This window comes from Rhodococcus sp. PML026, from assembly GCF_000963615.1.
Lineage (GTDB): Bacteria > Actinomycetota > Actinomycetes > Mycobacteriales > Mycobacteriaceae > Rhodococcoides > Rhodococcoides fascians.
In genome coordinates this window covers 225091-251668 of the sequence record NZ_KQ031370.1, presented here as the reverse complement: position 1 = coordinate 251668, position 26578 = coordinate 225091, and the positions used below count along the sequence as shown (strand labels likewise).

Below are 26578 nucleotides of genomic sequence, written 5' to 3'. Positions count from 1 at the left end.
CGATTCTATGGTGAAGCGAACCGCGAAGAGACACCGAGCGGACGGACGGCACGATGAACAGCGATCGGTTCGACACGTTTCGCGTCGGCCTGATCTTTCCGATGTCCGGACCGTTCGGCATCATCGGACCGTCGAGCGAGCTGTCGGCCCAGCTGGCCAGGGACGAACTCAACGCCTCGGCCGGTGTGTTGGGCCGCCGCGTCGAGTTGATGTCCATCGACGGCGGCCGCGATCCGGTGACGGTGGCCCACGAGGTCGCGACGCTGCTCGATGCCGGTGCCCTCGATGCGGTGGCGGGGATGCACACCTCGGCGGTACGGCGAGCCGTCATTCCGGTGACGCTCGGACGGATTCCGTACGTGTACACCTCCATGTACGAGGGCGGCGACCGCTACCCGGGACTGTTCATCACCGGTGAGACCCCTGCCAACCAACTGGTCCCGGCGCTGGAGTTCCTCGTTCGCGAATTCGGACGACGCCGCTGGGCGATCGTCGGAAACGACTACGTCTGGCCCCGAAAGAGCGCTTCCATCACGGCAACTCGGCTCCGTGGGCTGGGCGCATCGGTGGTGCACGCGGAGTTCGCACCGGTCGGTACGAGCGACTTCGCAAGGACCGTCACCGCGATCGAGCGGTCGGGTGCCGACGCGACCGTGGTCCTCCTCATCGGCGACGACGCAGTCCATTTTCATCAGCAATTCGCCGGGGCCGGGCTGGACGGGCACTGCATCCGTCTCAGTCCACTGATGGACGAGAACATGTTGCTGGCGGCCGGCGGCGAGAACACCCACGGGCTGTACGTCGCGTCCGGCTATTTCGAAACCCTCGCCACCGAAGCAAGTTTGGGATTCTCGGCTCGTTTCGCTCGTTCATTCGGGGTCGATGCGCCGATCGTCGGCGCACTTGGACAGTCGTGCTACGAGGGCATCAAACTGCTGGGCGCGCTGGTGAACAGGGCAGGCACAGCAGATGTTCGCATCATCGAATCCGTATCCGATTCGGTGTCGTTCACCGGTGCCCGTGGGCACCTGTTTCTGTCCGACGGCCACGTCTCGCAACCGATCTATCTGGCGTTGGCCGGTGCTGTCGACTTCGAGATCATCGGCGAGATCCGGCCCGCGCGCGACTGATTCTGTCGCCGAACAGGACAACGCCGCACACGACGGCCATCGTGACTGCGGCGGTAACGGCTGCGACGGTGACGAACTGGGCCAGCGTGGAGGCCACGAACAGCAACAGCAGCACCTCGGCCGCGAGGGCGAACCAGGCGACGAGGGCCAGGCGGGTACGCTCACCCGCTATCGCCCACAGCAGCGCGCTCTGCAGTACCGCCAGGCACGCCCCCTGCAGCACGAACAGCCACACGTATTGCTGCACACCGGAATACGTGTCACCGACAACCACAGGAAGTAACGGCGACGCCAGCGCGCCCCCCAGTACCAGTACCGTGCCGAGTCCGGCGACGACGGTCAGCGCCGAGCGCACTGCGGCAGCCGAGTGCAGCGGGTTCGCCATGCGCGGATACAACACCACTCCGACCGCCTGCGGCAGCCAGAACGCTGCTTTGGACGCGACGGCACCGACCGCGTACAACCCGGCCTCGGTACTGCTGAGCAACGAACGAGCCAGCACCAGATCCAATGCGGACATCGCGATCAGCACCAACTGCACCTGCGAGGCCTGCAACACCGTCAGAACGGTCACCCTGGTTTCCGACACCGCGTTCACCGGCACTCCAGCGGCCGACCGCGCGCCGACGGCCACCACGCCGATACCGGCCGCCGTGGCCAGCAGCACCGAACCCGGGCCGCCGCCGAGCAGCAACACGACCACCGCCGGCGCCACCTTGCCGAAACCGGCCGCCGCCAACACCACGCTCAGTGCGCCGAACCGGCCGCGTCCTTGCAGCAGCCCCTGCTCCGCGGCCAACAACACCAGCACCGGCGCAGCGATCACGGCCGACACCGTCGCCGCTGCGGAGACGTCCATGGCCGCCGACAACGCCGGGGACACAGCGAGAGCCAGCACACCCACGACCGCCGCACAGCGGTAACCGACACCACGCAGCTCGCGCGAACTGCGGCCGCGCACCACCTCGCGCGCGACGACGGACTGCAACGCCAACGCCGGGACCGCCAGAACCAATTGCACCGCAAGAAGACTCGCAAACTCGCCGTAACCCTCGACACCGAGCATGCGACTCGCGAGCACCTGCAGCAGATACGCCACGACATTGGCGAACATCGAGCCGGCCGTCACCATCCCCATCCCGGCGACGGACGCACCCGCCGGGTGGTCTGCCTCGGACGAGGCGCGAAACGACATGCGTCCACGGTATAGGGTGCCGATCATGGCGTGGTCGAGGTCGAGGTGGACGCCGCCGCTCTACAGCCTGCTGCTCTCGCTCGTCGTTCTCGGGCCACTGCTCGGACCTGGATATCTCCTGCTTCGCGACGCCGTCAGCACCCCCCGTTCCTACTTCACCGACTCCGCCTGGGGAATCGCCGACGCGGCCGCGCGGGCCGTGCCGCAGGATGCCGCGATCGCGGCCCTGACCACGGTGTTCGACGGTGGCCTTGTGGTCAAGGCCGTTCTGCTGCTGGCGTTGTGGATGGCCGGCTGGGGCGCGGCGGTGATGGCGCAGAAGATGCTGCCCACCCCGCCACTGCCTGCCCTGCTCGTCGCGTCGACGGTGGCCGTGTGGAACCCCTACGTCGCCGAACGCCTGCTGCAGGGACATTGGAGTCTGCTCGTCGGCTACGCCGCCCTCCCGTGGACGGTGGTCGCCGCACTCGCGGTCAGGTCCGGTCGCTCCTGGTGGGCCCTCGCCGTCTGCCTGGCCGCGGCCGGGCTCACCCCCACCGGCGCGCTGCTGGCGGCAACCGTCGCGCTACTCGTCGTCGCCCTCCCCGGGGGTGCCCGACGCGGCCTGCGCGTGGTCGCCACCCTCGCGATCGCAGCCGTCGCGTCGGCGCCGTGGCTGGCGGCGACGATGGTGTCGGGCGGTGGCGTCGAACCGGCGGATCCGGCGGGTTGGGCCGCATTCGCAGCACGCGCCGAACCAGGTCTGGGCACGGTGGGTAGCCTGGCCGGCCTCGGCGGCATCTGGAACTCCGACGCCGTACCCGGTTCTCGGACAGGACTTTTCGCTGTCGTGGGAACGGTCCTGTTTCTGACCGTCGTCGCTCTCGGGATACGGCCGCTATATCTGCGTCGACACAATCCGGTGATCGTGGGCCTGAGTGTCGTTGCGCTCGCTGCCATCGTGCTTCCTGCGCTGGCAGCAACCGGACCGGGGTTGGCGGCCGCTCGTGTACTGGGCGACACCGTCCCCGGGGCCGGTCTGCTCCGCGATTCGCAGAAGTGGGTCGCGCTGGCCATGCCGATGTACGCTCTCGCCGCTGCAGCCGGTGTCAGCTGGTTGGCGTCCCGGCGCACCCGATTCGGCAATGCATGGCTGCCGGGGGGCGTGGCCGTGCTGGCGTTGCTCGTTGCGCTCCCCGACCTCGGCTGGGGCGTCGGCAACGCATTGAAGCCGGTGACGTACCCACAGTCGTGGCGGGCCGTCTCGGCGGAACTCGCCGACCAGGACGGAGACGTGGCCGTCCTTCCCGCCGGCATGTTTCGCCGCTTTTCCTACAGCGGTTCAGCGCCCGTTCTCGATCCTGCACCCCGCATGCTGCCGCTCGACGTACTGCAGACCGGTGAACTCCTCGTCGCAGGCGGCACGGTCCGCGGGGAAGGGAAACGGGCGACGGACGTGCAGAACGCTCTGCTCGCAGGCGACTCCGCGGACACTCTCGCGGCCCTGGGTGTCGGCTGGGTACTGGTGGAGAACACGACTCCCGGCGAGCTCGGCAATGCACAGCAGACGTTGGACCGACTCGACGCCGTGTACTCCGACGAGGAACTGACCCTCTATCGGGTGCCGGATCCGGCGATGCTCGAAAGTCGTTCGGCAACAGCCGTTGTGCTCGCACATCTGACGTGGGCACTGCTGTTGCTCGGCGGACTAGCGGTAGGACTTCTGAGCCGATTCGGCAGGCGTGTGCGCGTCGGCCGCCCCCACCAGGCCTGACGACCAGGTGCCGCGCGTCGTCCCGTCGAGCACCGAGAACACGCCGTCGGCGCACTGGCCCCAGGAGAACTCACCCGCGCGGACTCGTGCCTTCTCACCGAGGCGAGTGCGGGCCTCGGCATCCTGCAGCAGTTCGGCGACGGCACCGGTCAGCGCGGACACATCGCGGTCCTCGGCTCCGGACGTCGAACCACCCACGAGAACACCGGTGACGCCGTCGATGATCGAATCGGTGAGTCCCTTGGAGCTGCGATAGCCCACCGTGGGAACACCGTGCTGGGCAGCTTCGACGACGGCGAGGCCCCAGCCCTCCTTTCGGGAGGGCATCACATGCACCCACGACCGACCGAGCAGTGCATGCTTGCGCTCCTCGTCGACGTGACCGTGGAAGGTGACGTATCGATCGACGCCCAGGCTCGTGACGTACTCGCGAAGATTCCGTTCCCACCACCCGCCGCCGATGACGTCGAGATGGATGTCGGGAATGCTGCCGCGCAGTGCAGCCACGACGTCGATCGCGTCCTCGATCTGCTTGTGTGGAACCAGCCTCGACAGCACGGACAAGGACGGGTGCGGCGTCCGGGTGTCCTCGCCGCCTTCCGGTACAGACAGTGGGATGTCGTCGGCACCGTTGCGGACCACGGCGATGCGCTCCCGGTCGACACCGAGAGCGATCAGCTCGTCTGCAGAAGGCAACGACACCGTCAGGTACTGATTGCGGCGGTGTACCCTCGGCGAGATCGTCGACTCGAGCCACCAGCCCAGCTTGGCCATCATCGGGCCCGCCACCGGCCACTGCTCGCGGTGACAGTGATGCACCAGCAGCGTGACCGGCACACCGAGTACTGCGCGGGAGAAGAACGGAATGCCGTTCTGGGTGTCGATCACGGCATCCGGGGAGATCCCCTTGAGCGGCCCGAAACCGAGCCGACCGGCGGCGATGGCGGCCAGAGCGCGGGGATACACCGACAGGCGACCACCACCGCGACTGATCCGGATGCCGTCGACGATCTCCTCGGCCGGAGCACCGGGATAGGACGCCGTCCGCAGCGTGACGCGGACACCGCGTCGAGCCAGGCCGGCACCTACTTGCTCGAGGTACCGCTCGCTGCCGCCGCCCTGCGGATGCCCGGTATCGCGCCAGCACAGCAACAGAACCTCGCGCACCGCTCGCTTCACCCCATCCACCGTGCTCGCTTCTCGACCGTCGTCGAATACCGCTGCCACACTAACCGCTAGGGTTCGTTTTCGTGACTTCCGCCGTGACACGACTGTTCGCCTCTCGCGCGACACTGCGTCGCTCGGTGAAACTCCTGAAGGACTTCGGGCACGAGCAGAGTTCTCCGGACATCTTCTACGGCGCCCTGGCCCGTGATTCCGTCGAACTGATCGGAGACCTCTACCGCGGCCTGACCGGCACCGACATGTCCGCGGCGACGGTGCTCGACGTCGGCGGCGGACCCGGATACTTCGCCGACGTCTTCGGCGCGAGTTGCGCGCGCTATCTGCCCGTCGAACCCGACGCCTCGGAAATGCACGCCGCCGGACTGCAGATCCCCGGTTCGGTGCGCGGCTCCGGCATGGCGTTGCCCTTCCGCGACGACAGCGTCGACATCTGCTTCTCGTCGAACGTCGCCGAGCACGTCCGCGAGCCGTGGACGATGGCCGAGGAAATGTTGCGCGTCACCAAACCCGGCGGCCTCACGGTGCTCTCGTACACCATCTGGTTCGGCCCGTTCGGCGGCCACGAGACCCGGCCGTGGCACTATCTCGGCGGCGAATACGCGGCCCGACGCTACGCCCGCACCACCGGACACGAACCCAAGAACCGATTCGGCGAATCCCTGTTCGATATCAGCGCGGCAGACGGATTGCGTTGGGCGCGAAGCACTCCCAACGCAAGGCTACTGGCCGCGTTTCCGCGCTATCACCCGCGCTGGGCATGGTGGATGATGCGCGTACCGATACTCCGCGAGTTCCTCGGCAGCAACCTCGTCCTGGTCCTGAAACCGAACGCATACCCAATGGGTCATTCCGCAGGCTCCACTCCCGCATAACCTGGATCGATGACGGCACTCGCGCTCGACATCGGCGGCACCAAGATGACAGCGGCACTCGTCGGCGACGACGGACGTCCGCAGCACCCGGAGACAGTTCCGACACCGGCCACCGGCGTGTGGGAGGCCTGTGCCGAACTGCTGCACCGGGTCGTCGGAAGCGTCGACGTGACGCGGGTCGGGGTCGCGTGCTCCGGTCCGGTCGACCTCGTCACCGGATCGGTCGCGCCGATCAACGTCGACGAGTGGAAGAACGGATTCGGCCTGCGCGAGCACATCTCCGCCGCACTGCCCGACGCCGAGGTACTTCTGGCCATGGACGGCAGCGCAGCGGCGTTGGGTGAGCATCGATTCGGTGCCGCTGCCGGGATACCGGACGTGCTGAGCCTCGTGGTGTCCACCGGGATCGGCGGAGGTCTGGTGCTGGGCGGGAAAATCGTCGCCGGGGCCAGTGGCAATGCCGGGCACATCGGCCACATCGTCGTCCCCGGTTCGGCGACGCCCTGCGCGTGCGGCGGAATCGGGTGCGTCGAGACCGTCTCCAGCGGCCCCTCGGCGGTGCGGTGGGCTCGGGAGCAGGGCTGGCCGGGGAACACCGGTGTCGAACTGGCTACGGATGCCGCCGCGGGCGAACCGCTCGCCGTCACCGCATTGCAACGCGCCGGAGTAGCTCTCGGTCAGGCCATCGCATCGGCGGTCGCACTGGTGGACGTCCGGATGGTGGTGATCGGCGGCGGCTTCGCTCAGGCCGGCCCGCCGCTGTGGGATCCGATCCGGGAGTCGATCGCCTTGCACGCGCGCCTGAAGTTCCTCGACGGCCTGCAGGTGGTGCCGGCTGCGTTGAGCGGACTCGGCACCCTGCACGGCGCGGCCGCTCTCACTGCCTGATCTCGCATACTTCGAAAGCCAGAACGGGGCCCACCCCTCGGTGAGCCCCGTTCTGTCTCGTGAATACTACGCGCCCAGACGCTGCTTGAGGGCGTCGAATTCGTCCTGAATTCCGGTGGGCAGTTTCTCGCCGACGAAGTCGAACCACTCCTGGATCAGCGGGATCTCGGCCTTCCACTCGTCGGTGTTCACCGCGAGTGCCTCGGCGACGTCGTCGACGGTGGTGTCGAGGCCGTCGATGTCGAGTGCCTCGGCCGTGGGGACGACACCGATCGGGGTCTCGACGCCCGCGGCCTTGTGCTCGATGCGCTCGACGATCCACTTGAGCACGCGCGAGTTCTCACCGAATCCGGGCCACAGGAAGCGCTTGTCGTCGCCGCGACGGAACCAGTTGACGTAGAACACCTTCGGCAGCTTGGACTCGTCGGCGTTCTTGCCGAGGTCGATCCAGTGCTGGAAGTAATCGCCCACGTTGTAGCCGAGGAACGGCAGCATGGCCATCGGGTCGCGTCGGACGGTACCGACGGTGCCCTCGGCGGCAGCGGTCTGCTCGGAGCCGACGGTGGCTCCCATGAACACTCCGTGCTGCCAGTCGCGGGCCTCGGTCACCAACGGAACGGTGGTCTTGCGTCGTCCGCCGAACAGGATTGCGGAGATCGGCACACCCTGCGGGTCGTCCCACTCGGGAGCCATCGACGGGCACTGAGCCATCGGCACGCAGTACCGCGAGTTCGGATGTGCGGCATCGGTTCCGGACTCGGGCGTCCAGTCGTTGCCCTTCCAGTCGATCAGGTGATCGGGCTTGCCTTCGAGGCCTTCCCACCACACGTCGCCGTCGTCGGTCAGGCCGACGTTGGTGAACACCGAGTTGCCCTGATCGATGGTCTTCATCGCGTTCGGGTTGGAATCCCAGTTGGTGCCCGGAGCGACACCGAAGAAACCGAACTCCGGGTTGACGGCGTAGAGACGACCGTCCTCACCGAAGCGCATCCACGCGATGTCGTCACCGATGGTCTCGGCACGCCAGCCCGGAATGGTCGGCTGAATCATCGCGAGGTTGGTCTTACCGCACGCGGACGGGAATGCCGCCGCGATGTAGTACGCCTTGTCCTCGGGGGAGATCAGCTTGAGGATCAGCATGTGCTCGGCGAGCCAGCCCTCGTCGTGGGCCATGGCCGACGCGATACGCAGCGAGTAGCACTTCTTGCCCAGCAGCGCGTTGCCGCCGTAACCGGATCCGTAGCTCCAGATCTCGCGGTCCTCGGGGAAGTGGGTGATGTATTTGGTGTCGTTGCACGGCCACGGCACGTCGGCCTGACCCTCGGCCAGCGGAGCACCGAGCGAGTGCAGCGCCTTCACGTAGAACCCGTCGTCGCCGATCTTGTCCAGAGCGGCCTGACCCATGCGGGTCATCACACGCATGGAGATGACGACGTACTCCGAATCGGTGAGCTCGACGCCCAACTTGGGATCGGCAGCGTCCAACGGTCCCATGCAGAACGGAACGACGTACATGGTCCGTCCGCGCATGCAACCGCGGTACAGCTCGGTCATCAACGACCGCATCTCCGACGGGTCCATCCAGTTGTTGGTGGGACCGGCGTCGATCTCTTCCTTGGAACAGATGTACGTGCGCGACTCGACGCGGGCCACGTCCGACGGATCGGAGTTGCCGAGGAACGAGTTGGGCTTCTTCTCGTCGTTGAGACGGGTGAAGGTTCCTGCCTCGACCAGCTTGTCGGTCAGGCGCTCCCATTCGGCGTCGGATCCGTCAGCGAACACCACGGAGTCCGGTTCGGTCAGTTCGGCTACCTGAGCAACCCAGGCAAGCAGTTCTTTGTGTCGAGTCGGCACGCTGTCGGTGCCGCTCAAACCGGGAATGGTCGCTGAGGTCATCTAACTCTCCTGGGGTTAGCCGGAACCGGGAAGAATTCGCACGATCGCTGTGGGCAAGCACGCACGAGTAGATCTCGGTTTTCCCCTCTCGGCGGGGCGCTGCTCGGCCGTTCGAGCTGCAGTACACCATGTTACTGGATACAGCAAGCTGAGGACCGAGCGCCGGATGTCCTGTTCATCAGGTTAACGCCGAGCGACGTGATTCCAGAAACAGGGTGTTGTCCGATTGGTCACAAGACCGATTCAGATAGGGAAAGACCGACGCAAGAAGCCATCCACCAGCGCCGATGTAAATCAGACCGAATGGCCTACAGTCGGCCGGATTCGGACGATCTGCCCTGCCCGAAACCGTTCGCTTCCCGAAAAATCTCCCAGGATTCGTAGTGCCCGTCACGGTCGAAGGCGGTGAACTTGTCTGTCACACCATCTCCATCGACATCCGTTCCCACCGTCGTTCCGGCCTCCGTCGTCCGAACGGAAGTCTCGTGACGACCGTCGCCGTCGAGATCGAACCAGTCCGTCGAGACGTACCCGCCACCGTCGTCCGACGCGTCCTCGGCCGGCTCGTTCGTCTCGAAACCGCCCACTGCGAAGCCATCCACCGCGATCATCGACGCTCCTCACTGTCGGGTCCCTGTTCGCCGCCTGCGAACCTGTTCGGACGTGCACCTACCCGCTTCGACGCATCGGTGCGCCGATCGGTTCCGGATCGCCGGGAGAGAATTCGACGGGCTTCGACGGCACGACCGAGTCGCGCCCGGACCCGCGAAATCGCTCCAGCCCGCGCTCGAGTGCAGCCAGATCCCGATCGCAGGCCGAGAGCAGCGCCGATCTGTGATCGGCGAGCGTGCGAAGTTCGGCGTCGATCTCGGCCAGCGACAGATCGATACGTGCCGCCGCCTCCCGGTCCGCCGAGGTCAACGCCGACGCGAGTGCGGACTCGGCGTCGAGAATGCGAGAGAGCAGCCGCTGTTCCACGTCCGATTTCACGCGAGCCAGACTTTCCTGGGTCCAGCCGCGAAGGTGCGCACGGTCGGCGACGAGTGCGCGTGAGCGGGTCAACCACCACGCGATCGCGGCACCGATGGCCAGTGAGACGATCGTGTTGGCGACGGCCAAGGTAGGAATCAGAGCCAGGGGCGAGACGACGAGCCGACCCAGTCCCACCCCTGCCGAGGCCCCCAGTGCGACCATCAGGACGTCTTCGATCCCGCGTCGCCTGGTCGGTTCGCCGATGTCGATCTCACCGCCCGCGGTACCGGATTCGGGCACCGTGTCGACGAGCCCGAGTTCGACTTCCACGGCGCGGAGACCGGTGGACAATGCAGCGTCGGCGCGTGCTCGAACTGCCTGTACGGATTCGGCGAGGTGCCCGGGCAGATGGCCGAGTTCGGCCCGCCGCGATCCCTCTATCGTCTGCCGTACCCGCGCGCCGAGCAGCCGAACGTCCTCGGCCGCAGCGTGAACACAGTCGACCCGAACCCGTTGAATACGGTTGTGCAGCAATGCTCGTCGGTCACCACCGAGATGTTCGCGTGCACCGAGCAGCCGCGCCCGCCGGGCACGCAGAGGGGCGGTGTCACCACCTCCGGTCACTGCGCGAGCTTCGGCCACGATGGCGGCCTTCGCCTCTGCGGCAGATCCCTGCACTACAGCAACGTATTTGCGCTGGGCCCCGACTGCCGCGGCCTGCATCAGCAACGCGTCGATTCTGTCGGCGATCGCCCCGAAACCCGACTCCGCGAACACGGCAGCATCGCCGCTCTCCCTACCGGCTCGTGCCAACCGTGCCGAGACCGGATGGACGGAGTGTTCCACCGCACGCGGAACACGCTCGGCGACGATCTCGATATCGGCGTCGACCACTTCGCGCCACCGGCGATGCACATCGATCTTGTTGACCACCAACACAACCGGTGTCGACTCGAAGGCAGGACGCCAGCGCTCGACGTCGGCACGGCCGACCGGAGCCGACGCGTCGACGACGATCACGACCACCGCGGCCTCCTCGACCGAGTCGGCGAACCCGATCTCCGCGCCGTCGCGCCGGGTGAGCAGATGACATATCTCGGTCTTGCCGGATGCTGCGGTGCCGGTGACGTGAATGCCTGCAGGTCGGCTGCTGCGTGCACGGTCGATGCGTACGAGGGATTCCGAGTTCCGTCGACGCAGAACACCTTTCAGATCGTCCGGCAGCAGGAACCGGTTCGGATCGGTCACGGTCGGAGCATCCGCACATAGCCGCGGCACAGGGCCAGGGCGGAGCGCCGGACGGCGTCGTCCTCCGAGGTGGCGGCACACCGCTTCCACACAAATGCCTGCTCCAGCAGGGCCCGCTCCGAGTCCGTCTCGATCGGTACCCCCAATCGCGCTGCAGCACAGCGCATATCGGCAGCCACCGCCTCGTCCGAAGCTAGATACGATTCGACGGCACCTCGAACGTCTCGGTGACGGGCGGATATCTGCAGCAGTTGTTCGTGCAGGTCGTCGTCGCGGGCCGTCGCAGCAGCCGAGACAGCATCGGACACCACCGTCGTCACGGCGTCGACGCCGGTGGCCTCCCACAGCTCACGCAGTACATCTGCGTCGGACACCCCGCTGCGCCGCCGGAGCGCCTCGACCAGCAGGGCGAGACCGCGTAATTCCACACGGTCCAGCAGTGCCTCTCGTTGGAGAGTCGAGAGCGGAATATCAGCACTCCGGAACCGATCGACCGTCATCAGATCCCCAGTACGCAGCGCACCGGCCGCGACGGCCCGCACATCGGCCATGTCCACAGCGGAGCCTCGGGCCGCGCCGCCCAGGCCCGCTGCAACAGATCCCATCACCGGCAGCACTCGTCGCCCCAGTTGCTCGGATGCCGCTGCGGCTGTCGCCGCGGGTTCGTCGAGAGTGTCGGCCTTGTTCAGCAGGATCACGGTGTGTGCCGGCGGTCCGCCGGGTCGAGCGGACAGGAAGGTGATGTCGTCCGGGGACACGGCACCGGCCAGCACGTGGACGAGAACGTCGATATCGGATGCGGTGCGGCTCTGCTGCACCTCCGCTGCACGCGGGATATCGGCCCATCCGCTCTCGTGCAACCGGACCTCGAACCCGTCGGTATGCAGTCGCGCGGCATCGAGCACCGAGACAATCACCGACTTCCCGACTCCGACGCGGCCGGAAACGTGCACCTCCAGCGGCCGCAGACGCCGCTCGACAGCATTCTCGACAGCCTTCCGGCCTGCGCCGGCCCCGGCCGCGTCCACCTCTTCCGAGCGCACACGCAATCGACCCAGACCTGCCTCGGCACCGTCCATCATCGATCCCCCCGGAAACGACCCACCGAACGGCCACATCGAGATGTGCGATCGGCTCGTCGAGCACGATCGGCCACGTGGCCCGCAGCCCCCTGCTGCGGCACCGATTCTGGCACACGACGGCCGTTCCGGACAGGCCGTCGAGAATTACACCGTTGTATTTATAGGACGCGGCCCTAGCGCTGATCAGCGATGGAACAGCAAGTCTCAACTTCAACTCGAGACCCACCTGTCACACACTCCGCCGATGCGCGACAATGGACCGGTGAACGAGCCACAGGACACCTCTGCCGACACCGGAGACAACTCGGTGCAGACCCAGGAACGGGGCTCGCGGCTGTACCCCAGAGTGACCAGTTTCCGCTCCCGCCGCGGAGCGCTGACCGACGCTCAGCAGAGCACCTGGGACAACCTGTGGCCACGCATCGGCCGCGATGTCGCCGACGAGCAGATCGACATCGACGCCTGGTTCGGGCGCAGCGGTCCGGCGATTCTCGAGATCGGGTCGGGCACGGGCACGGCCACCACGGCAATGGCGATGGCCGAGCCGCACGTCAACCTCATGGCCGTCGAGGTCTACCGACCCGGGCTCGCGCAGACTCTGCAGCAGATCGAGCGCGAGAACATCGAGAACGTCAGGTTGTTCCGCGGCGACGCGATGGACGTCCTCGAGAACATGCTGACCTCGGAGTCCTTGACCGGCGTTCGCGTCTTCTTCCCCGACCCGTGGCCCAAGGTGCGCCACCACAAGCGTCGTCTCCTGCAGGGCCCCACGTTCGCGATGATCGCGGATCGCCTGAAGCCGGGCGGCGTTCTGCACGTGGCCACCGATCACGCCGAATACGCTGAGTGGATTGCCGAGGCCGGGAACGCCGAGCCCGGCCTGACCGTTCTCGATTGGGAGTCGCCCATGACGCACGAGCGGCCGGTGACCAAGTTCGAGGGCAAGGCCCAGCAGGTGGGCAGCTCGGTGACGGAATTGATCTGGGGAAAGAAGACAGCATGAGCGTCAGTACGGACATGCCCGACACCGTGATCGATCCCGCCGAGCTCGGGGCGATCGGTGAGTCCCGCCACAGCAAGCGAGTCCTGCTCGTGTGGGATGCACCCAACCTGGACATGGGTCTCGGCGCGATCCTGGGTGGCCGGCCCACCGCTGCCTACCGCCCACGATTCGATGCGCTGGGCCGATGGCTGCTCAGCCGCACCGCCGAACTGTCCACCTCGGGCACCGCGACGCTCGAGCCCGAGGCAACGGTGTTCACCAACATTGCACCCGGCAGCGCCGACGTCGTCCGCCCCTGGGTCGAAGCATTGCGTAACGTGGGCTTCGCGGTGTTCGCCAAGCCCAAGGTCGACGAAGACAGTGACGTCGACGCCGACATGCTCGACCACATCGACTTCCGCAACCGTGACGGCGGCCTCGCCGGTGTCATGGTCGCGTCCGCCGACGGTCAGGCGTTCAAGGGGCCGTTGGAGGCCATCGCAGCAACCGGAGTACCCGTTCAGGTACTGGGATTCCGGGAGCACGCAAGCTGGGCTGTCACGTCGGACATCCTGGAATTCCTCGACCTCGAGGACATTCCCGGCGTCTTCCGTGAGCCACTGCCTCGGGTGAGTCTCGATTCGCTCCCCGACGAGGGCGCGTGGCTGCAGCCCTTCCGACCGCTGTCCGCCCTGCTCGTCGGGCGCCAAGGAGTTTCTTAAGTGTTCGCCAGATGGGGAGACATCGTCTACCGCCTGCGGTACACCGTTATCGGTGTCATGGTGGCCGGGCTGTTGGGCTTCGCTGCCTACGGTCTCGATCTCAACAGCCATCTCAGTCAGAGCGGTTGGGACGATCCGACCTCGGAATCGGCCCAGGCTGCCCGTCTGGCGGACACGACGTTCGGACGCGACAAACAGGGTGACGTCATCGTCCTCTACACCGCGCCCGAAGGGTCGTCGATCGACGATCCGGAATTCCAGTCGAAGGTCGTCTCGAGCCTCGAATCGCTCCCCGTCGACCATCCCGACCAGATCGAGAAGGTCAACGGCACCTACTTCAAGGTGCCCGGCGCACCCAACCTCGCGGCTCTCGGTACCAGCGACAAGCAACATGCCATCGCCAGCATCGCGATGAAGGGTGCCGACGACACCGAACTGACCAACAACTTCCAGGCCGTCAAGGACGCCTTCTACATCGACGGCGTCGACGTGCAGGTGACCGGGCTACAGGCCGTGGCCGGCGCACTGCAGTCGACGATGGCCGGCGACATCCACCGCATGGAACTGTTGGCGATTCCCGCCGTCGCAGTCCTGCTGTTCTTCATCTTCGGCGGCGTCGTCGCCGCGGCGCTCCCGCTGATCATCGGCGGTCTGACGGTCGTCGGAGCCAACGGCATCGTCAAGGTTTTCACCAACTTCACCGAGGTCAACTCGTTCGTTGCGCCCGTGGTCTCGCTCGTCGGACTCGGGTTGGCCATCGACTACGGACTCTTCATCGTCTCGCGATTCCGCGAGGAACTCGGTGACGGACATACGACGCCACAGGCCGTGCGCCGCACCGTCATGACGGCGGGTCGCACCGTCGTGTTCTCCGCGACGATGATCGTCGCCTCCCTCGGTGGCCTGCTGCTGTTTCCGCAGGGCTTCCTGAAATCCGTCGCATACGGATCCATCGCCACCGTCGCGCTCGCAGCGCTGACGGCCATTACGATCCTGCCCGCGATGCTGGCCATCCTCGGCCCACGCGTCGACGCCCTCGGTCTGAAGTTCATGCGCAAGACCAAGTCGAGCGAAGAGATCGAGAACGGCATGTGGGGCAAGCTCACCCGCTGGGTGATGCGCAACCCCGTCAAGGTCACCGTGCCCATCGTGCTCGGACTGGTCCTTCTGACGCTGCCCGTCGGCAACATCAAATTCGGTGGCATCAACGAGACGTACCTACCGCCGGACAACGTCACCCGCGTCGCGCAGGGAGAGTTCGACAGCCTGTTCCCCGGCCAGCGCACCGAACCCATCAAGATCGTCATCGAGGGCGCGCAGGGCCCGACGCTCGGCGCGATCACCACACAGGCGAACAACGCTCCCGGATTGATCGAGAAGTTCACCCCCGTCGGCGCCAGCAAGGACGGCGTCATCGTCTTCAAGGCCGGGTTGACCGATCGCAACGACTCGAAACCGGCCATCGACTTCCTCCGCAGCATCGACGTGCCCGACGGCGCGACGGTCATGATCGGAGGTACCCCGGCAATCGAGCAGGACTCGATCAGCGCACTCATCGACAAGCTGCCACTGATGGCCGTGCTGGTGGTGTTCATCGTGACGATGCTGATGTTCCTGACGTTCGGATCGCTGGTGCTGCCGATCAAGGCGGTGCTGATGACCGTCCTCGGCCTCGGTGCCACCATGGGCATCCTGACGTGGATCTTCATCGAGGGTCACGGGGCGGGGCTGATGAACTTCACCCCGGGGCCGATCATGGCTCCGGTGCTGGTGCTGATCATCTCGATTGTGTTCGGCCTGTCCACGGACTACGAGGTGTTCCTACTCTCCAGAATGGTCGAGGCACGCGAAAAGGGTGCCAGCACAAGCGAAGCCATCCGCATCGGAACCTCGCATACCGGACGCATCATCACCGCGGCGGCGCTGATCCTCATCGTCGTCACCGGCGCGTTCGCGTTCTCCGATCTGGTGATGATGAAGTACATCGCCTACGGCATGATCGCCGCTCTCATCATCGACGCGACGCTGATTCGCATGTTCCTCGTGCCCGCCACGATGAAGCTGCTCGGCGACGACTGCTGGTGGGCTCCGCAGTGGATGAAGCGCATTCAGCGCAAGCTCGGCCTCGGCGAGACCATCCTCGAAGACGAGCTGCTGCCCACCGGAGACGTGCCCGAACTCGCCCTCGCGGGCGGCGCGCCCTCCTCGACCGTGGCACCCCCGATGCGTCCGACACCGCGCCGCGGTGAGCCCCTCACCGAACCCATCCCGGTGGTGGCACCGCACGGAGGCGGACCGATCCGTGCCACGCACGCCGCGAAGGAGGAGTCGCGTCGAAGCGTGACCGGCCGGCCGGCGACGCCACCCGAGCCGACCCGCGCGGCACCGACCACTCCCCCGAAGCAGGCCGAGCCCCAGCCCGATTCGGAGCAGCCGTACTCGTCGCAGGCCTACTCGCCCCAGGCTCGCTCGTCGCAGGCTTACTCGCCGCAGGCACCCGCGGCGCGTCCCACTCCGCCGCGTCCTGCCGAACCGCGCCCACCCGTATCCGGGCCGACTCGGGCTCAGCAGGTTCCGCCGCGTCCGCACGTCGAACCCGAACCGACTCAGGCAGCGGACGTCGTTCGACCCGCTCCCCCGAGTGCCGCACCCGTACCCGAACAGTCGCCTCAACCGCCGAGTGCACCCCCGAGCCGTACCCGCAGCACGCGAGCGGGACGGGCCGAGGAACCGGATTCGCGATCCATCGAAAGTTGGCTGGCCGATCTGCGAGCCCCGAGCGCATCGCAGGCACCACGGCCGAGCACTCCGCGAAGCGAGTCGCTCACCAACGGCTCCCGCGGTTCTGACAGCCACACCTCGAATGGTCTCAGCTCGAACGGTCACAGCACCGGTGCCAACGGGTCGTCGTCCAACGGCTCGACCACCAACGGGGCTACTACCAACGGAGCCGCTACCAACGGCGCTGCTACGAACGGGGTCGACAAGCACGGCACCAACGGCTCGGGCACCGGCACCCACGGCGGCACTGCTGCCGGACGCAACGGTTTCGGGCGAAACGGCAACGCCGACAACGGGTCCGAACGCCGTGGCTCGAACGGAAACGGCATCGACCGCAACGGTTCGGACAGCAGTGGTTCCAACAGCAGTGGCTCCAACAGCAGTGGTTCCGACCACCGCACCTCGGAACGACATGACACCGAAAGCAACGGCAACGGTGTCGGGGCCAGTTCGGAATCGGATCGCGAGGAGAAGCCGTCCGGTCGTCGTGCCGCTCCGTCCACCGAAGGCGGGGACAGTGGCCGCCATCGCGGCGGCGACAACGGCCAGGTGCTCAGTGTCAGCGAACTGTTGGCTCGGGAGCGCAACCGCTCCCGCTGACGCGAGTCGTCACAGCCGGGAGGCACCCCTCCCCCGCAACGCGTGAACGGACCACTGCACCGTCGAGACGTGTGCAGTGGTCCATTCACGCAGCGGGGGTCAGGAGGCAGCGGTGGTCAGGAGGTGACCGCTCCCTCTCGGTCCGCGAATACCTTGGCGTATCGGGTCCCCGCGATCAGCAGCAACAAGCCGACTGCGATGAAGGCGATGACGCGGAAGAGGCCGTCCAGGGCGACGAGGTCGAACAGGAACAGTTTGGCGATGGAGGCGGCGGTCAGCGAAAGTCCGGCCAGCAGTGCCAGGTGAGCGTGGGCAATACTCCGTAAGCCAAAGGCCAGCAGGGCGAATGCTGCGATCATCCACTCGATCGTGGCGGCGGTGTGCCCGGCGGTGAATCCGGTGGTGTTGCCGCCGATCGAGGTTCCCAGGCTCACGGTGGCCGAGGTGAGGCCGTACAGGGCGAGCACTCCGGAGACGATGGCGAGGGTCTGCATTCCGTCGTCGAGGAGTTTCAGTTCGGTCAGGACATAGGCGAACGCGAATGCTGTTGCAGCGAGCAGTATTCCGCCGATGATGCTGCCCGCGTTCCCGGCAGCGTGATCGGAGTCCAGGAGAGCCTCCGGCGGGGAGATCGAGACGAAGGTCAACGCACCGATCACACCGAACGCGCTTCCGATCAGGTAGGCCAACGACGAGCGGGTGCGGTGGGCCGCGGCGAACAGCGCCAGGGCAACCGCGAACAGCACGACCGGACGCACGTCGACCGTCGTCGATCCGACTGCGGCCTGCAGCATTGCCACGGCACCGATGATCGAGACGGCGATGCGGGCATGCGCCGGCAGCCAGTGCACCAGCAGCACGATCGCCAGTGCCGCGGCCACCAGAACCAGTTGCACGGTCACGGTGGTCCACCGATCGAACACGCTCGCCGAGATCAGCAGCGGCAGCGCAGCCAGAGCGGTCATGACGGTGGCCACCACGTCGGAGACGTTGCGGCGCAGCAGTTCCAGAGACATACCCATTCCGGACGCGGCCACCAGTACGACGACGAGAAGCAGTCGGTAGTCGGTCGGTTCGGACAGGTCGGTGCCGACCAGCGCTATCAGGACCGTGCCGACGAGGGGAAGGGTTCGGACGATCTGCAGCAGCGGCCAATCACGGCCGATCTGAGCCGGGAAGCTCGCAATGTAGGTGGCGACGAAGAACGCGATCAGGGCCAGGGTCGGACCGTCGGTCAGGATGGGGCCGCACGCCGCGACTCCGGCGAGAATCAATACCGCCATCGGCTGCGACTTCCACTGCACTGCGAGAGCTGTTCCCGCAGCGGCAATTCCGAATGCAGCAATCAACCCGATAACCGGATCGAGCCAGCCGTACAGGACGGACGTCGCCAGAACGTCGAGGTACAGACCCGCAATACCCGTAGCGGCCAGTGCAATTCCGCCGACGCGTCCTCCGGAGCGACCGAACACTCGTACACCGGCACCGATCAGTGCGAGGGAGAACACCCCGCCTGCGGCGACGCGCAGAGGCGGCCCGAACCACCCGGCCTGTGCGGCCAGAACCAGCAGCATCACGACGCCGACGAGCGTGACACCTGCGCCCGCGACGGCGAGCAGGCGACTGATGACGCCGTCTCGTTGCCACCACGGCTCACGGGGCGGAGCGGGTGGCCGCGGCGCGACCACCGGCCCTCGCAACGGCGGGGCTGCCATGGACTGGCCGACCGCAGGAGGCGGCGTGACCGGAGGTGCCGACACCGGGCCGCGCGCGGCATAGGGCTGCTGCGGTGCAGGCATCCGGGGCGGCGAGAACGTCTGCGGAGGGACGGTCGGCGCATACGACCGCGGCACCGGCTGTGGCCTGGCGGGAGCCGAAACGGGCACGGAAGTGGGTGCGGTACCGAGCTGCGACTGCAATGTATGCAGGTCGACGGCCACCTGACGCATGTGGTCGCCCAGGGAATCGAAGCGGCTGGACAGGCGCGCGACGAGTTGCGGGTCCAGCCCGGAGTTCTGGGAAGAAGTCATGGGATAGATCCTGCGGGCCGCGCGGCTCGATAGCCTGAGTAGTGCTACTCGGATCCCTCGAGTAGTCCAGCCCGACTATCCGAAAATTTTACGGAACGAGCTGCCGAAGGGGTGCTTGACGGTGAGGGAACCGAAGCGGACTTTCCCGGTGAGCACCACGTGCAGCGGTCCGTACGGCGGGCCGGTGCGCACCTTGTTGGTGACGGTACCTGCGACGGCCTCGGCACCGTTGACGTCGGCGGTGGCCTCCGTCGGGAGGATCACGGTGACCGAGCTGCAGTAGTCGTCGACGTGGATGTCGACGACCTGGCTGACCATGACGGCCTGCGTGAAGTCGAGTGTCACCGACGACAGCCGCGTCACCACGTTCAACCGGCGCGGTACGTTCCACGGGCCTTTGCGGGTGATGGTGGACATGCTGCCGCGCACCGTGTCCGGGGTACCGCCGCCGTGTCCCCAGTGCTCCTGCACGACGCGTCGCGGCGTCGGTTGTGGGGTGGGATCGGCGAAGGGTTTCGGCGACGGGAGGTGCTCGCCGGCGATCTGCATGCCCGGTAGATCGGCGAGTACCGAGTTCAGCTCGCCCCGGGTCTTCGACGCCAGAGCGGTGTCCATTCTTTCGGTGAACTCACCGAGCGACAACATGCCTTGGCCGACTGCCCGTTGCAGCAGCTGCCCGACGTGCTCGCGTTCGGCATCGGACACTCGCAGATCCCTTGCCTCCATGGGCCCAGGGTAGCGAAGTTCTCAGGCGGCGTGCCCGCGGAGAACCGACAACATTCCGTGTACCGATGCGGGCCAGCCGAACTCTTCGGCGCGAACCCTCGCCGCGATCCGGCGTCCGTCGGCCGGAAGTCGAAGCAGCCGTTGAATTTCCGCTGCGAAGCCGTCGGCGGTGTTGATCGAGGATCCACCGCATTGCGGGGTGACGATCTGGGCCAGTGCCGAGGTTTCGGAGACGACGACGGGCGTGCCCGCGGCGAGCGATTCCAATGCCGCGAGGCCGAATGTCTCGTGCGGTCCCGGCGCGAGGGCGATGTCTGCCGAGGCGAGCAGCTCGGCGACGGCCGACCTGCCGTCGACGAAGCCGAGGAAGTCGACGGGCAGCCCGCGGGCGCGTCGTTCGAGGCCCGCTCGTCGGGGGCCGTCGCCGGCGATGACCAACCGAGCCCGCACACCCGAATCGCAGAGCGCGGCAAGCGAATCGATGCTGGTCTCGACATGCTTTTCCACCGACAGTCGGCCGCAGTGGACCAGCAGCCGGTCGGCGCTACCCAGCCATGCCGAGCGCGCGCCGGCTCGGCGTCGTCGGGGATGGAACAGCTCGAGATCGACGCCGAGCGGGACTCGATGGACGTTGGGTGTTCCGATTCGATCGAATTCCTGCTGTGCGAACTCGGTGGTGCAGACGACGGCGTCGTACGACTCGGCAGTGCGTCGGTTGGCCGCGTCGGCGAGGGGCCGGGCGTATCGCATCGGCATCGTCTGAGCCAGCAGCCGGTCGAGGCGCTCGTGGGAGATCATCACGCTGCGGATGTCGCGACGCGACGCCCACCTGCCCATTCCGCGCAGGGTCAGCCGGTCCGACACTTCGATCACGTCCGGACGTAGACCCGACGCGATCGAGGCCACTCGCCGCGGGTCGGCCACACGGTAGCCGCCGGTGAACGGAACTTTCGGCGCCGGCACCTCGACACGCGTCACTCCCGACTGCAGCGTCGTCTCACTCCACCGGGCACCCGGCACGATCAGCGTGACGTCGTGACCAGCGGCCACGTAGCCCGATCCCAGCTGATCGACGGCCGTCCGCAAACCGCCGGACCGCGGCCCGTAGAAGTTCGCCAGTTGAACGATGCGCACCTGCTCAGTCTCTCCAGCCGGACGTCCACCCGATGCCACGGCGGTGGATGGTGACCGAACGTTCGGCGAATATCCGTGTGGAGACCGCTACCAGCGGGTAGGTGAGAGCTATGCGAGTGACACTGCAATCCACCGGCGACGCCCCGGCACCCGAGGTCTGGAAGCGATACATGGACCCGACGATCTGGAAGACCTGGGCTCCGCAGATCATGGGCGTCGAATACCGGGGCGAACGCCTCGACTCCGACACCACCGGCCGAGTGCTGGGACCGTTGGGGGTGCCGATCGATTTCGAGGTGCACTCGGTGGATGAGCAGTCGTGGACGTGGGCGTGGTCGGCGTGGTTCCAGAACAGGGCCATCGGCGTGGATCTGGCTCACGGTGTCGTCTCCCGACCCAGTGGAACCCGGGCGTGGATCACCATCGATGGCCCGCTGCCGCTGGTCCTGCCCTACCTGCCGATCGCCAAATTCGCGCTCGGCAGGCTGTGTGCCCAGTAGGGGCTACTCGGACCGGGTGACGGTCTTCTCGTCGCTCTTGTCGGCCACTTCGGTCGGCTCGGGCGTCGGAAGCTCGGACTCCTCGCCCGATCCGTCCAGATGGCCGTCGAATTCGTCGATGGCCTCGGCGCGCTCGGCACCGGTCTGATCCTGGTCGGCGTCGACGCCCTTCGTGTGCTCGGCCGGATCGACTGTCGTGTCCACTGCTTCGTTGTCGGTCATGGGGTCAAGAGTGCCCGTCGGGCCGGGTCGCAAACCCCTACAGACCCTTTTCGATGGCGTACCGGGTCAATTCGACGCGGTTGGCCAGCTGCAGTTTTCGCAGTGTCGCCTGCACGTGGTTCTCGACCGTCCGGTGGCTGAGCGTCAAACGGGTCGCAATCTGCTTGGCGCTGAGCCCTTTTGCGACCAGTCTGAGCACCTCGGTCTCGCGCTCGGTCAACGTGGGGCGGGTATCGGACTCCGGCTCCGGTGACGACGACATCCGCCGGAATTCGCCGAGAACCAAACCGGCCAGACCCGGGGTGAACACCGCTTGTCCGGCTGCGGTAGCGCGGACGGCGTCGAACAGCTCCTTTGCCGATGCGCTCTTGACCAGGTAACCCGTCGCACCAGCTTTGATCGCGTCGAGCACGTCGCTGCGTTCCGCCGATGCCGAGAGCACCAGAATCGTGGATTTCGGGGACGCGTCCAGCACTGCGACGGTGGCATCGGCACCGTTCCCGTCGGGCAGATGCATGTCCATGAGGACGACGTCGGGAGTGGTCGCTCGGGCGCGGCGTCCGGCCGCGGCTACTCCGTCCGCGGTGGCGACCACCCGAAATCCGGCGGCCTCGAGATCCCGGGCGACGCCGTCACGCCACATGGGGTGATCGTCGACGACCATCACCGCGATCTCGGCGTTCGGATTCTCGTCGCCGGTCATCTCGCTCCTCTCGTTCGCGGAACCCGAATTTCCCATTCGGTGCCCTCGCCCTCTCCGGTGTCGAGTATCGCAGTACCGCCGAGAGATTCGACCCGGCCGAGGATGGACTTCGAGACGCCCATCCGGCCCTCGGCCTCGGCGGCGGCGAGCCGTCCGGCGGGTATTCCGCGGCCATCGTCACGAATGCTCAAGATCAGCTCTCCGTCGACGTCTTCGAGCAGTACGTAGGCCTTCGCATCGGCACCTGCGTGAAGCTCGACGTTGGACAGGGCAGTGGTCACGACGGCAGCGAGTTCCTCGGCGACGTCGGATTCGACGAGCACCGGGTCGGCGGGAGTCGACACCGAAATCGACGTGCCGGCCTGAGTACGCAGCAGCGCGCGCACGTCGACGATCGATCCGGTGTGATCGTCGCGCGGAGCCGACTGTTCGGAGATCAGCACGCGCAAAGCGACTTCCTGCTCACCGGCGAGCTCCGCGAGTTCGGCTGCCGGCCCGCCTATTTCGAGACCTCGACGGCGGACGAGGGCCAGCACCTGCAGAACCCCGTCGTGCACCTGTCGGGCCAGCCGCTCACGCTCCTCGGTGATCGCGGCCAACCGTGCCGCACTGCGCAATTCCTCGTGGGCGCGCCGGGCGGTGTTCGACGCCAATCCCAACGCGAGCCCGGCCGACAGCAGCACCGGGGCGGTGGCGTCCGACCACAGGTCGGTGTCGAACCGGTCTCGTACCAGGGCACTGACCAACGACATCACCACACCCGAGGCGATACCACCCTTGAGCCCCAACAGAATTGCGGCGGAGATGACGGCGTTGGTGGCCCACAGGGTGGTGGGCAGGGTCTGGCGGGTGCTGTACCAGTCGTAGTCGGCCACCAACCGCGTCGACGCCATCAGAGCGATCACGATGATCTGATCTGCGAGGACCACCTGCCAGCGCGGCAGGGTCGCTCGCGAGAGCAGGAGTGCCGAAGCTCCGGACCATACGGCCATGAGGGCGACCAATGCCCAACTCAGCCGCGGGTTGGTGTAGTTGTCGACGGTCGCGGCCTGATAGCTGACGGCGTACACGAGAGTGACCAGACGGAAGGCCTGCGAGGCCCGCCACAGCGGGCTGTCGGGATCGGCCGAGTTCAGCGTCGGCCGCACTCGGTCAGTCGTCCGCATCGGTCTTCGGGTCTGCAGTGTTCAGCTCCCCCTTGGCAAGTCGATCGGGCTCGGACGAACCGGGAGGAGTGTCCGGGTCGCTGGGTTCGGCCGAGTACAGCGTGTCGCTGACATCGAGTTCCTCGTACACCTCGTCGGGGTCGTCGGCGAGCAGCGACCGGACGGCGGTGTTGAGCACCGCGACGATCGGGACCGCCAGCAAGCCGCCCACGATGCCCGCGAGCAGAATGCCGACGGTGATGGACAGGACGACGGCCAGTGGGTGCAGCCGAACGGCGCGGCCGAGCAGAAGTGGCTGCAGCACATGGCCTTCGAGCTGCATGACCGCGATCACGATGCCCAGGGTGATGACGGCGGTGATGAGCCCCTTCGTCACCAGGGCGATGAACACTGCGACGAATCCGGTCAGCACGGCACCGATGATCGGGATGAATGCGCCGATGAACACCAGCGAGGCCAACGGAAGTGCCAGCGGTACACCGAGAATGGCGAGCCCGGCTCCGATGCCCACCGCGTCGGCTGCGGCGACGGCCACCGTCGCGCGGACGTATCCCACGAGCGACCCGAAACCTTGGATGCCGGCTGTGCGAATCTTCTTGCGCGCCTTCGTCGGTGCCAGCCGGGTAACGAACTGCCAGATCTGATCACCGCCGTACAGGAAGAAGATCAGCGTGAACAGCGTCAGCAACGCCCCGGTCAGAATTTCGCCGATCACCGTCGCCGTGGTCAACGCCCCACTGGTGACGGCCTCCTGGTTGTCCTGGATGACCTTGACCAGATTGTCGGTCGCTTGCCGAATCTGGTCTTCGCTGATGTGCAGCGGCCCGTTGCTGAGCCACTCCTCGACGCTGTTGATCGATTGGGTGAACTGATCGCCCACCTGTGGAAGCCCCTCGATGAACTGCTCGACGATGAACGTCATGATTCCGGCGACGACGCCGATGCTGGCGATGATCACGATGATCACCGCAGCGACACGCGGCACTCCCCGACGCTGCATCCAATCGACGATCGGCACCAGCAGCGCGGCCGCAAGCAGCGCCAGACCCAGCGGGATGACCACCGTGCTCAATTTGGCGATCACATACGCAAAAGTGATGAATCCGGCAAACAGGACCAGCAGTCGCCACGTCCATTCCGCCCCAACCCGTACCAGCGGATGCACCGAATCTGCGGCCGAAGTGAGGCGCGGGGACGCCCCCGTACCTTGCGCCCGCAACTCGTCGGTGCTCACCCGCTAAATTTAACCTGTGCTGGCATCTTTCCGAGCGGTCTCGCTCACCCTGAAGAGTCGCTGGCCGCTCTATATGCTCTCGATGCTCATCGCCAACGTCTTCGGCGCAGTTCTGGTCTTCGCCTTCGTTCGCTACGGTCTGCCCATTCCGGAGTCGCAATCGATCGTCGCCGACCGCGTCCGCAACGTGTACATCTTCGGTGCGTATCTGGGTGTTGCCCTGGTGGTCAGCCTGATCTACGCGTACACACTGCTGCGCTCGGTCATCAGGTGGCAGCTCCGCGGCGGCCCGCCCACCCGCAAGGAACAGATGACGACGCTGCACGCGCCGCTGCGTCAGGCCATCGTGCACCTGATTCTGTGGATCATCGGCGGCATCATCTTCGTGCTGCTGACCATCGCGGAGATGCCGTCGCTGTCCATCGCCGTCATCGTCACCGTCGGCATGGCCGCCACCGTCACCTTCGGTTTCACCTACATGCTCGGCGAACGCATCCTGCGCCCGGTCGCAGCACTGGCACTGAGCGAAGGCCGCTTCGACCGCACGATGACGCCCGGCGTCGGTACCCGCATGGCCATGACGTGGGGACTGGGCACGTTGATGCCCGTCATCGGCATCATCTTGCTGTGTGCCACCCAGCTGACGACCGACCTGGTGTTCTCGCCGAACGCACTGGCCGTGGCCATCATCCTGCTCAGCGTGCTGGCCATCGTGCAGGCCTTCGTCCTGTCGATGCTCACGGCGAGCCAGATCTCCGACCCGATCAGCCAACTGCACAACGCCATCGAACGCGTGCAGCGCGGCGAGACCGACGTCGAGGTCGACGTGTTCGACGGCAGCGAGATCGGTCGCCTCCAGGTCGGCTTCAACCGCATGATGGAGGAATCCGCCGAGCGACGCGTCCTGCGTCAGCTGTTCGGCCAGCACGTCGGCGAGGACGTGGCGCGTCGAGCACTGCAGTTCGGTACCGAGCTGGGCGGCGAGACACGATTCGTCGCCGTGCTGTTCGTCGACATGGTCGGATCCACCGCCACCGCGTCGGAACGCCCGCCGAGTGAGGTCGTGGTGTTGCTCAACGAGTTCTTCCGGGTGGTCGTCGACGTCGTCGGACGCCACCACGGCTTCGTCAACAAATTCATGGGCGACGCGGCGCTGGCGATCTTCGGGGCACCACTCGACCGTCCCGACGCTCCCACCGCGGCCTTGGCCGCGGCGCGTGAACTGCGTTTCGCTCTGGACGAGATCACCGGACTCGACATCGGTATCGGGGTGTCGGCGGGACTGGCCGTCGCCGGCAACATCGGCGCGTCCGAGCGCTTCGAGTACACGGTCATCGGAGACCCGGTCAACGAGGCGTCGCGCCTCACCGAACTGGCGAAACTGCGGCCCGGACGTGTTCTGGCATCCACCTCGGCCCTGTACTTCGCCGACGACGAGGAGCAGGAACAGTGGGAGTTGGGCGACCAGGTGCAACTGCGTGGCCGACGACGGGCAACCCACTTGGCCTGGCCGGTGGAGTATCCCGACTCCTCCTCGAGTGACGGTTAGTCTGACAG

At 66.5% G+C, this 26578-nt stretch carries 22 protein-coding genes; 9 read left to right on the top strand and 13 right to left on the bottom strand.

Translation table 11 applies throughout. The features are described from left to right. Nucleotides 1-53 precede the first annotated feature (53 nt). Complete coding sequence (locus tag VF34_RS05715) at nucleotides 54-1130, top strand: substrate-binding domain-containing protein (RefSeq protein ID WP_032406056.1); 1077 nt, start codon at nucleotides 54-56, stop codon at nucleotides 1128-1130. On the opposite strand, the gene VF34_RS05710 is transcribed toward VF34_RS05715, so the two are convergent. Further along, entirely contained in the window at nucleotides 1099-2325 is a 1227-nt protein-coding gene (locus VF34_RS05710) for an MATE family efflux transporter (RefSeq protein ID WP_197077434.1), read from the bottom strand. The two genes, VF34_RS05715 and VF34_RS05710, sit on opposite strands and share 32 nt — an antisense overlap. 25 nt (nucleotides 2326-2350) lie before the next feature. On the opposite strand from VF34_RS05710, the gene VF34_RS05705 reads away from it, so the two are divergent. Continuing rightward, nucleotides 2351-4078, top strand: a complete 1728-nt coding sequence (locus VF34_RS05705) for an MmpA family trehalose lipid delivery protein (protein ID WP_156158496.1) — start codon at nucleotides 2351-2353, stop codon at nucleotides 4076-4078. Here VF34_RS05705 and VF34_RS05700 read toward each other — a convergent pair. Next, nucleotides 4013-5245 (bottom strand): glycosyltransferase family 4 protein, encoded by a 1233-nt coding sequence (locus tag VF34_RS05700; RefSeq protein WP_045841191.1) that lies wholly within the window; start codon nucleotides 5243-5245, stop codon nucleotides 4013-4015. The two genes, VF34_RS05705 and VF34_RS05700, sit on opposite strands and share 66 nt — an antisense overlap. Before the next feature lie 95 nt (nucleotides 5246-5340). Here VF34_RS05700 and VF34_RS05695 point away from each other — a divergent pair, with 95 nt between their 5' ends. Both VF34_RS05695 and VF34_RS05690 read left to right on the top strand, forming a co-directional pair. Continuing rightward, nucleotides 5341-6135 (top strand): class I SAM-dependent methyltransferase, encoded by a 795-nt coding sequence (locus VF34_RS05695; protein ID WP_045841039.1) that lies wholly within the window; start codon nucleotides 5341-5343, stop codon nucleotides 6133-6135. Nucleotides 6136-6144: 9 nt separating this feature from the next. Next, on the top strand, nucleotides 6145-7023 hold the full coding sequence (locus VF34_RS05690; RefSeq protein ID WP_045841038.1) for an ROK family protein: 879 nt from the start codon (nucleotides 6145-6147) through the stop codon (nucleotides 7021-7023). 66 nt (nucleotides 7024-7089) lie between these two features. On the opposite strand, the gene VF34_RS05685 is transcribed toward VF34_RS05690, so the two are convergent. The 4 genes from VF34_RS05685 to VF34_RS05670 all read right to left on the bottom strand — a co-directional run bounded on the left by VF34_RS05685 (nucleotide 7090) and on the right by VF34_RS05670 (nucleotide 12218). After that, nucleotides 7090-8919, bottom strand: a complete 1830-nt coding sequence (locus VF34_RS05685; RefSeq protein WP_032392102.1) for a phosphoenolpyruvate carboxykinase (GTP) — start codon at nucleotides 8917-8919, stop codon at nucleotides 7090-7092. A gap of 308 nt (nucleotides 8920-9227) precedes the next feature. Continuing rightward, complete coding sequence (locus tag VF34_RS05680) at nucleotides 9228-9530, bottom strand: DUF6802 family protein (protein WP_032369497.1); 303 nt, start codon at nucleotides 9528-9530, stop codon at nucleotides 9228-9230. Between the two features lie 58 nt (nucleotides 9531-9588). Continuing rightward, on the bottom strand, nucleotides 9589-11139 hold the full coding sequence (locus VF34_RS05675; protein WP_045841037.1) for a P-loop NTPase family protein: 1551 nt from the start codon (nucleotides 11137-11139) through the stop codon (nucleotides 9589-9591). After that, a complete protein-coding gene (locus tag VF34_RS05670) occupies nucleotides 11136-12218 on the bottom strand; it encodes a hypothetical protein (RefSeq protein ID WP_156158495.1) in 1083 nt (360 codons plus the stop codon). The genes VF34_RS05675 and VF34_RS05670 overlap by 4 nt, the downstream gene beginning before the upstream one ends. Before the next feature lie 229 nt (nucleotides 12219-12447). On the opposite strand from VF34_RS05670, the gene trmB reads away from it, so the two are divergent. The 3 genes from trmB to VF34_RS05655 are packed head-to-tail and all read left to right on the top strand — an operon-like array spanning nucleotide 12448 to nucleotide 17306. After that, complete coding sequence (gene trmB / locus VF34_RS05665; RefSeq protein WP_370878763.1) at nucleotides 12448-13224, top strand: tRNA (guanosine(46)-N7)-methyltransferase TrmB; 777 nt, start codon at nucleotides 12448-12450, stop codon at nucleotides 13222-13224. 14 nt (nucleotides 13225-13238) lie between these two features. After that, nucleotides 13239-13925, top strand: coding sequence for an NYN domain-containing protein (locus VF34_RS05660; protein ID WP_228139387.1), 687 nt, complete (start codon nucleotides 13239-13241; stop codon nucleotides 13923-13925). Further along, the gene (locus VF34_RS05655; RefSeq protein ID WP_045841035.1) at nucleotides 13926-17306 is read left to right on the top strand and encodes an MMPL family transporter; all 3381 of its coding nucleotides are present in this window, start codon (nucleotides 13926-13928) and stop codon (nucleotides 17304-17306) included. 116 nt (nucleotides 17307-17422) lie between these two features. Here the strand turns inward: VF34_RS05655 and VF34_RS05650 are convergent, their stop codons facing one another. The 3 genes from VF34_RS05650 to VF34_RS05640 all read right to left on the bottom strand — a co-directional run bounded on the left by VF34_RS05650 (nucleotide 17423) and on the right by VF34_RS05640 (nucleotide 21196). Further along, on the bottom strand, nucleotides 17423-19336 hold the full coding sequence (locus tag VF34_RS05650; protein ID WP_082079152.1) for a DUF2339 domain-containing protein: 1914 nt from the start codon (nucleotides 19334-19336) through the stop codon (nucleotides 17423-17425). Between the two features lie 75 nt (nucleotides 19337-19411). Then, entirely contained in the window at nucleotides 19412-20062 is a 651-nt protein-coding gene (locus VF34_RS05645; protein ID WP_032367103.1) for a DUF1707 SHOCT-like domain-containing protein, read from the bottom strand. 21 nt (nucleotides 20063-20083) lie between these two features. Continuing rightward, nucleotides 20084-21196, bottom strand: coding sequence for a glycosyltransferase (locus VF34_RS05640; RefSeq protein WP_045841188.1), 1113 nt, complete (start codon nucleotides 21194-21196; stop codon nucleotides 20084-20086). Between the two features lie 110 nt (nucleotides 21197-21306). On the opposite strand from VF34_RS05640, the gene VF34_RS05635 reads away from it, so the two are divergent. Continuing rightward, entirely contained in the window at nucleotides 21307-21696 is a 390-nt protein-coding gene (locus VF34_RS05635) for a hypothetical protein (protein WP_045841034.1), read from the top strand. A 3-nt stretch (nucleotides 21697-21699) separates the two neighbouring features. Here the strand turns inward: VF34_RS05635 and VF34_RS05630 are convergent, their stop codons facing one another. The 4 genes from VF34_RS05630 to VF34_RS05615 are packed head-to-tail and all read right to left on the bottom strand — an operon-like array spanning nucleotide 21700 to nucleotide 25021. Further along, nucleotides 21700-21918, bottom strand: a complete 219-nt coding sequence (locus tag VF34_RS05630) for a hypothetical protein (protein ID WP_045841033.1) — start codon at nucleotides 21916-21918, stop codon at nucleotides 21700-21702. Nucleotides 21919-21955: 37 nt separating this feature from the next. Further along, nucleotides 21956-22582: a response regulator gene (locus VF34_RS05625; protein WP_045841187.1), complete on the bottom strand. Its 627-nt coding sequence runs from the start codon at nucleotides 22580-22582 to the stop codon at nucleotides 21956-21958. A 35-nt stretch (nucleotides 22583-22617) separates the two neighbouring features. Beyond that, entirely contained in the window at nucleotides 22618-23787 is a 1170-nt protein-coding gene (macS, locus tag VF34_RS05620; protein ID WP_045841032.1) for a MacS family sensor histidine kinase, read from the bottom strand. Continuing rightward, a complete protein-coding gene (locus VF34_RS05615; RefSeq protein WP_371128955.1) occupies nucleotides 23774-25021 on the bottom strand; it encodes an AI-2E family transporter in 1248 nt (415 codons plus the stop codon). Before VF34_RS05615 ends, macS begins: the two co-directional genes overlap by 14 nt. Nucleotides 25022-25094: 73 nt before the next feature. Between VF34_RS05615 and VF34_RS05610 the strand changes: the two genes are divergently transcribed. Beyond that, entirely contained in the window at nucleotides 25095-26570 is a 1476-nt protein-coding gene (locus tag VF34_RS05610) for an adenylate/guanylate cyclase domain-containing protein (RefSeq protein WP_032367437.1), read from the top strand. Nucleotides 26571-26578: the final 8 nt, after the last annotated feature.

Bases quoted from the DNA above. Each gene is read 5' to 3' on its own strand.
- VF34_RS05715 (WP_032406056.1), top strand. From the start codon at position 54: ATGAACAGCGATCGGTTCGACACGTTTCGCGTCGGCCTGATCTTTCCG.
- VF34_RS05710 (WP_197077434.1), bottom strand. From the start codon at position 2,325: ATGTCGTTTCGCGCCTCGTCCGAGGCAGACCACCCGGCGGGTGCGTCC.
- VF34_RS05705 (WP_156158496.1), top strand. From the start codon at position 2,351: ATGGCGTGGTCGAGGTCGAGGTGGACGCCGCCGCTCTACAGCCTGCTG.
- VF34_RS05690 (WP_045841038.1), top strand. From the start codon at position 6,145: ATGACGGCACTCGCGCTCGACATCGGCGGCACCAAGATGACAGCGGCA.
- VF34_RS05685 (WP_032392102.1), bottom strand. From the start codon at position 8,919: ATGACCTCAGCGACCATTCCCGGTTTGAGCGGCACCGACAGCGTGCCG.
- VF34_RS05680 (WP_032369497.1), bottom strand. From the start codon at position 9,530: ATGATCGCGGTGGATGGCTTCGCAGTGGGCGGTTTCGAGACGAACGAG.
- VF34_RS05670 (WP_156158495.1), bottom strand. From the start codon at position 12,218: ATGGACGGTGCCGAGGCAGGTCTGGGTCGATTGCGTGTGCGCTCGGAA.
- VF34_RS05660 (WP_228139387.1), top strand. From the start codon at position 13,239: ATGCCCGACACCGTGATCGATCCCGCCGAGCTCGGGGCGATCGGTGAG.
- VF34_RS05650 (WP_082079152.1), bottom strand. From the start codon at position 19,336: ATGACTTCTTCCCAGAACTCCGGGCTGGACCCGCAACTCGTCGCGCGC.
- VF34_RS05645 (WP_032367103.1), bottom strand. From the start codon at position 20,062: ATGGAGGCAAGGGATCTGCGAGTGTCCGATGCCGAACGCGAGCACGTC.
- VF34_RS05635 (WP_045841034.1), top strand. From the start codon at position 21,307: ATGCGAGTGACACTGCAATCCACCGGCGACGCCCCGGCACCCGAGGTC.
- VF34_RS05630 (WP_045841033.1), bottom strand. From the start codon at position 21,918: ATGACCGACAACGAAGCAGTGGACACGACAGTCGATCCGGCCGAGCAC.
- VF34_RS05625 (WP_045841187.1), bottom strand. From the start codon at position 22,582: ATGGTCGTCGACGATCACCCCATGTGGCGTGACGGCGTCGCCCGGGAT.
- macS (WP_045841032.1), bottom strand. From the start codon at position 23,787: ATGCGGACGACTGACCGAGTGCGGCCGACGCTGAACTCGGCCGATCCC.
- VF34_RS05610 (WP_032367437.1), top strand. From the start codon at position 25,095: ATGCTCTCGATGCTCATCGCCAACGTCTTCGGCGCAGTTCTGGTCTTC.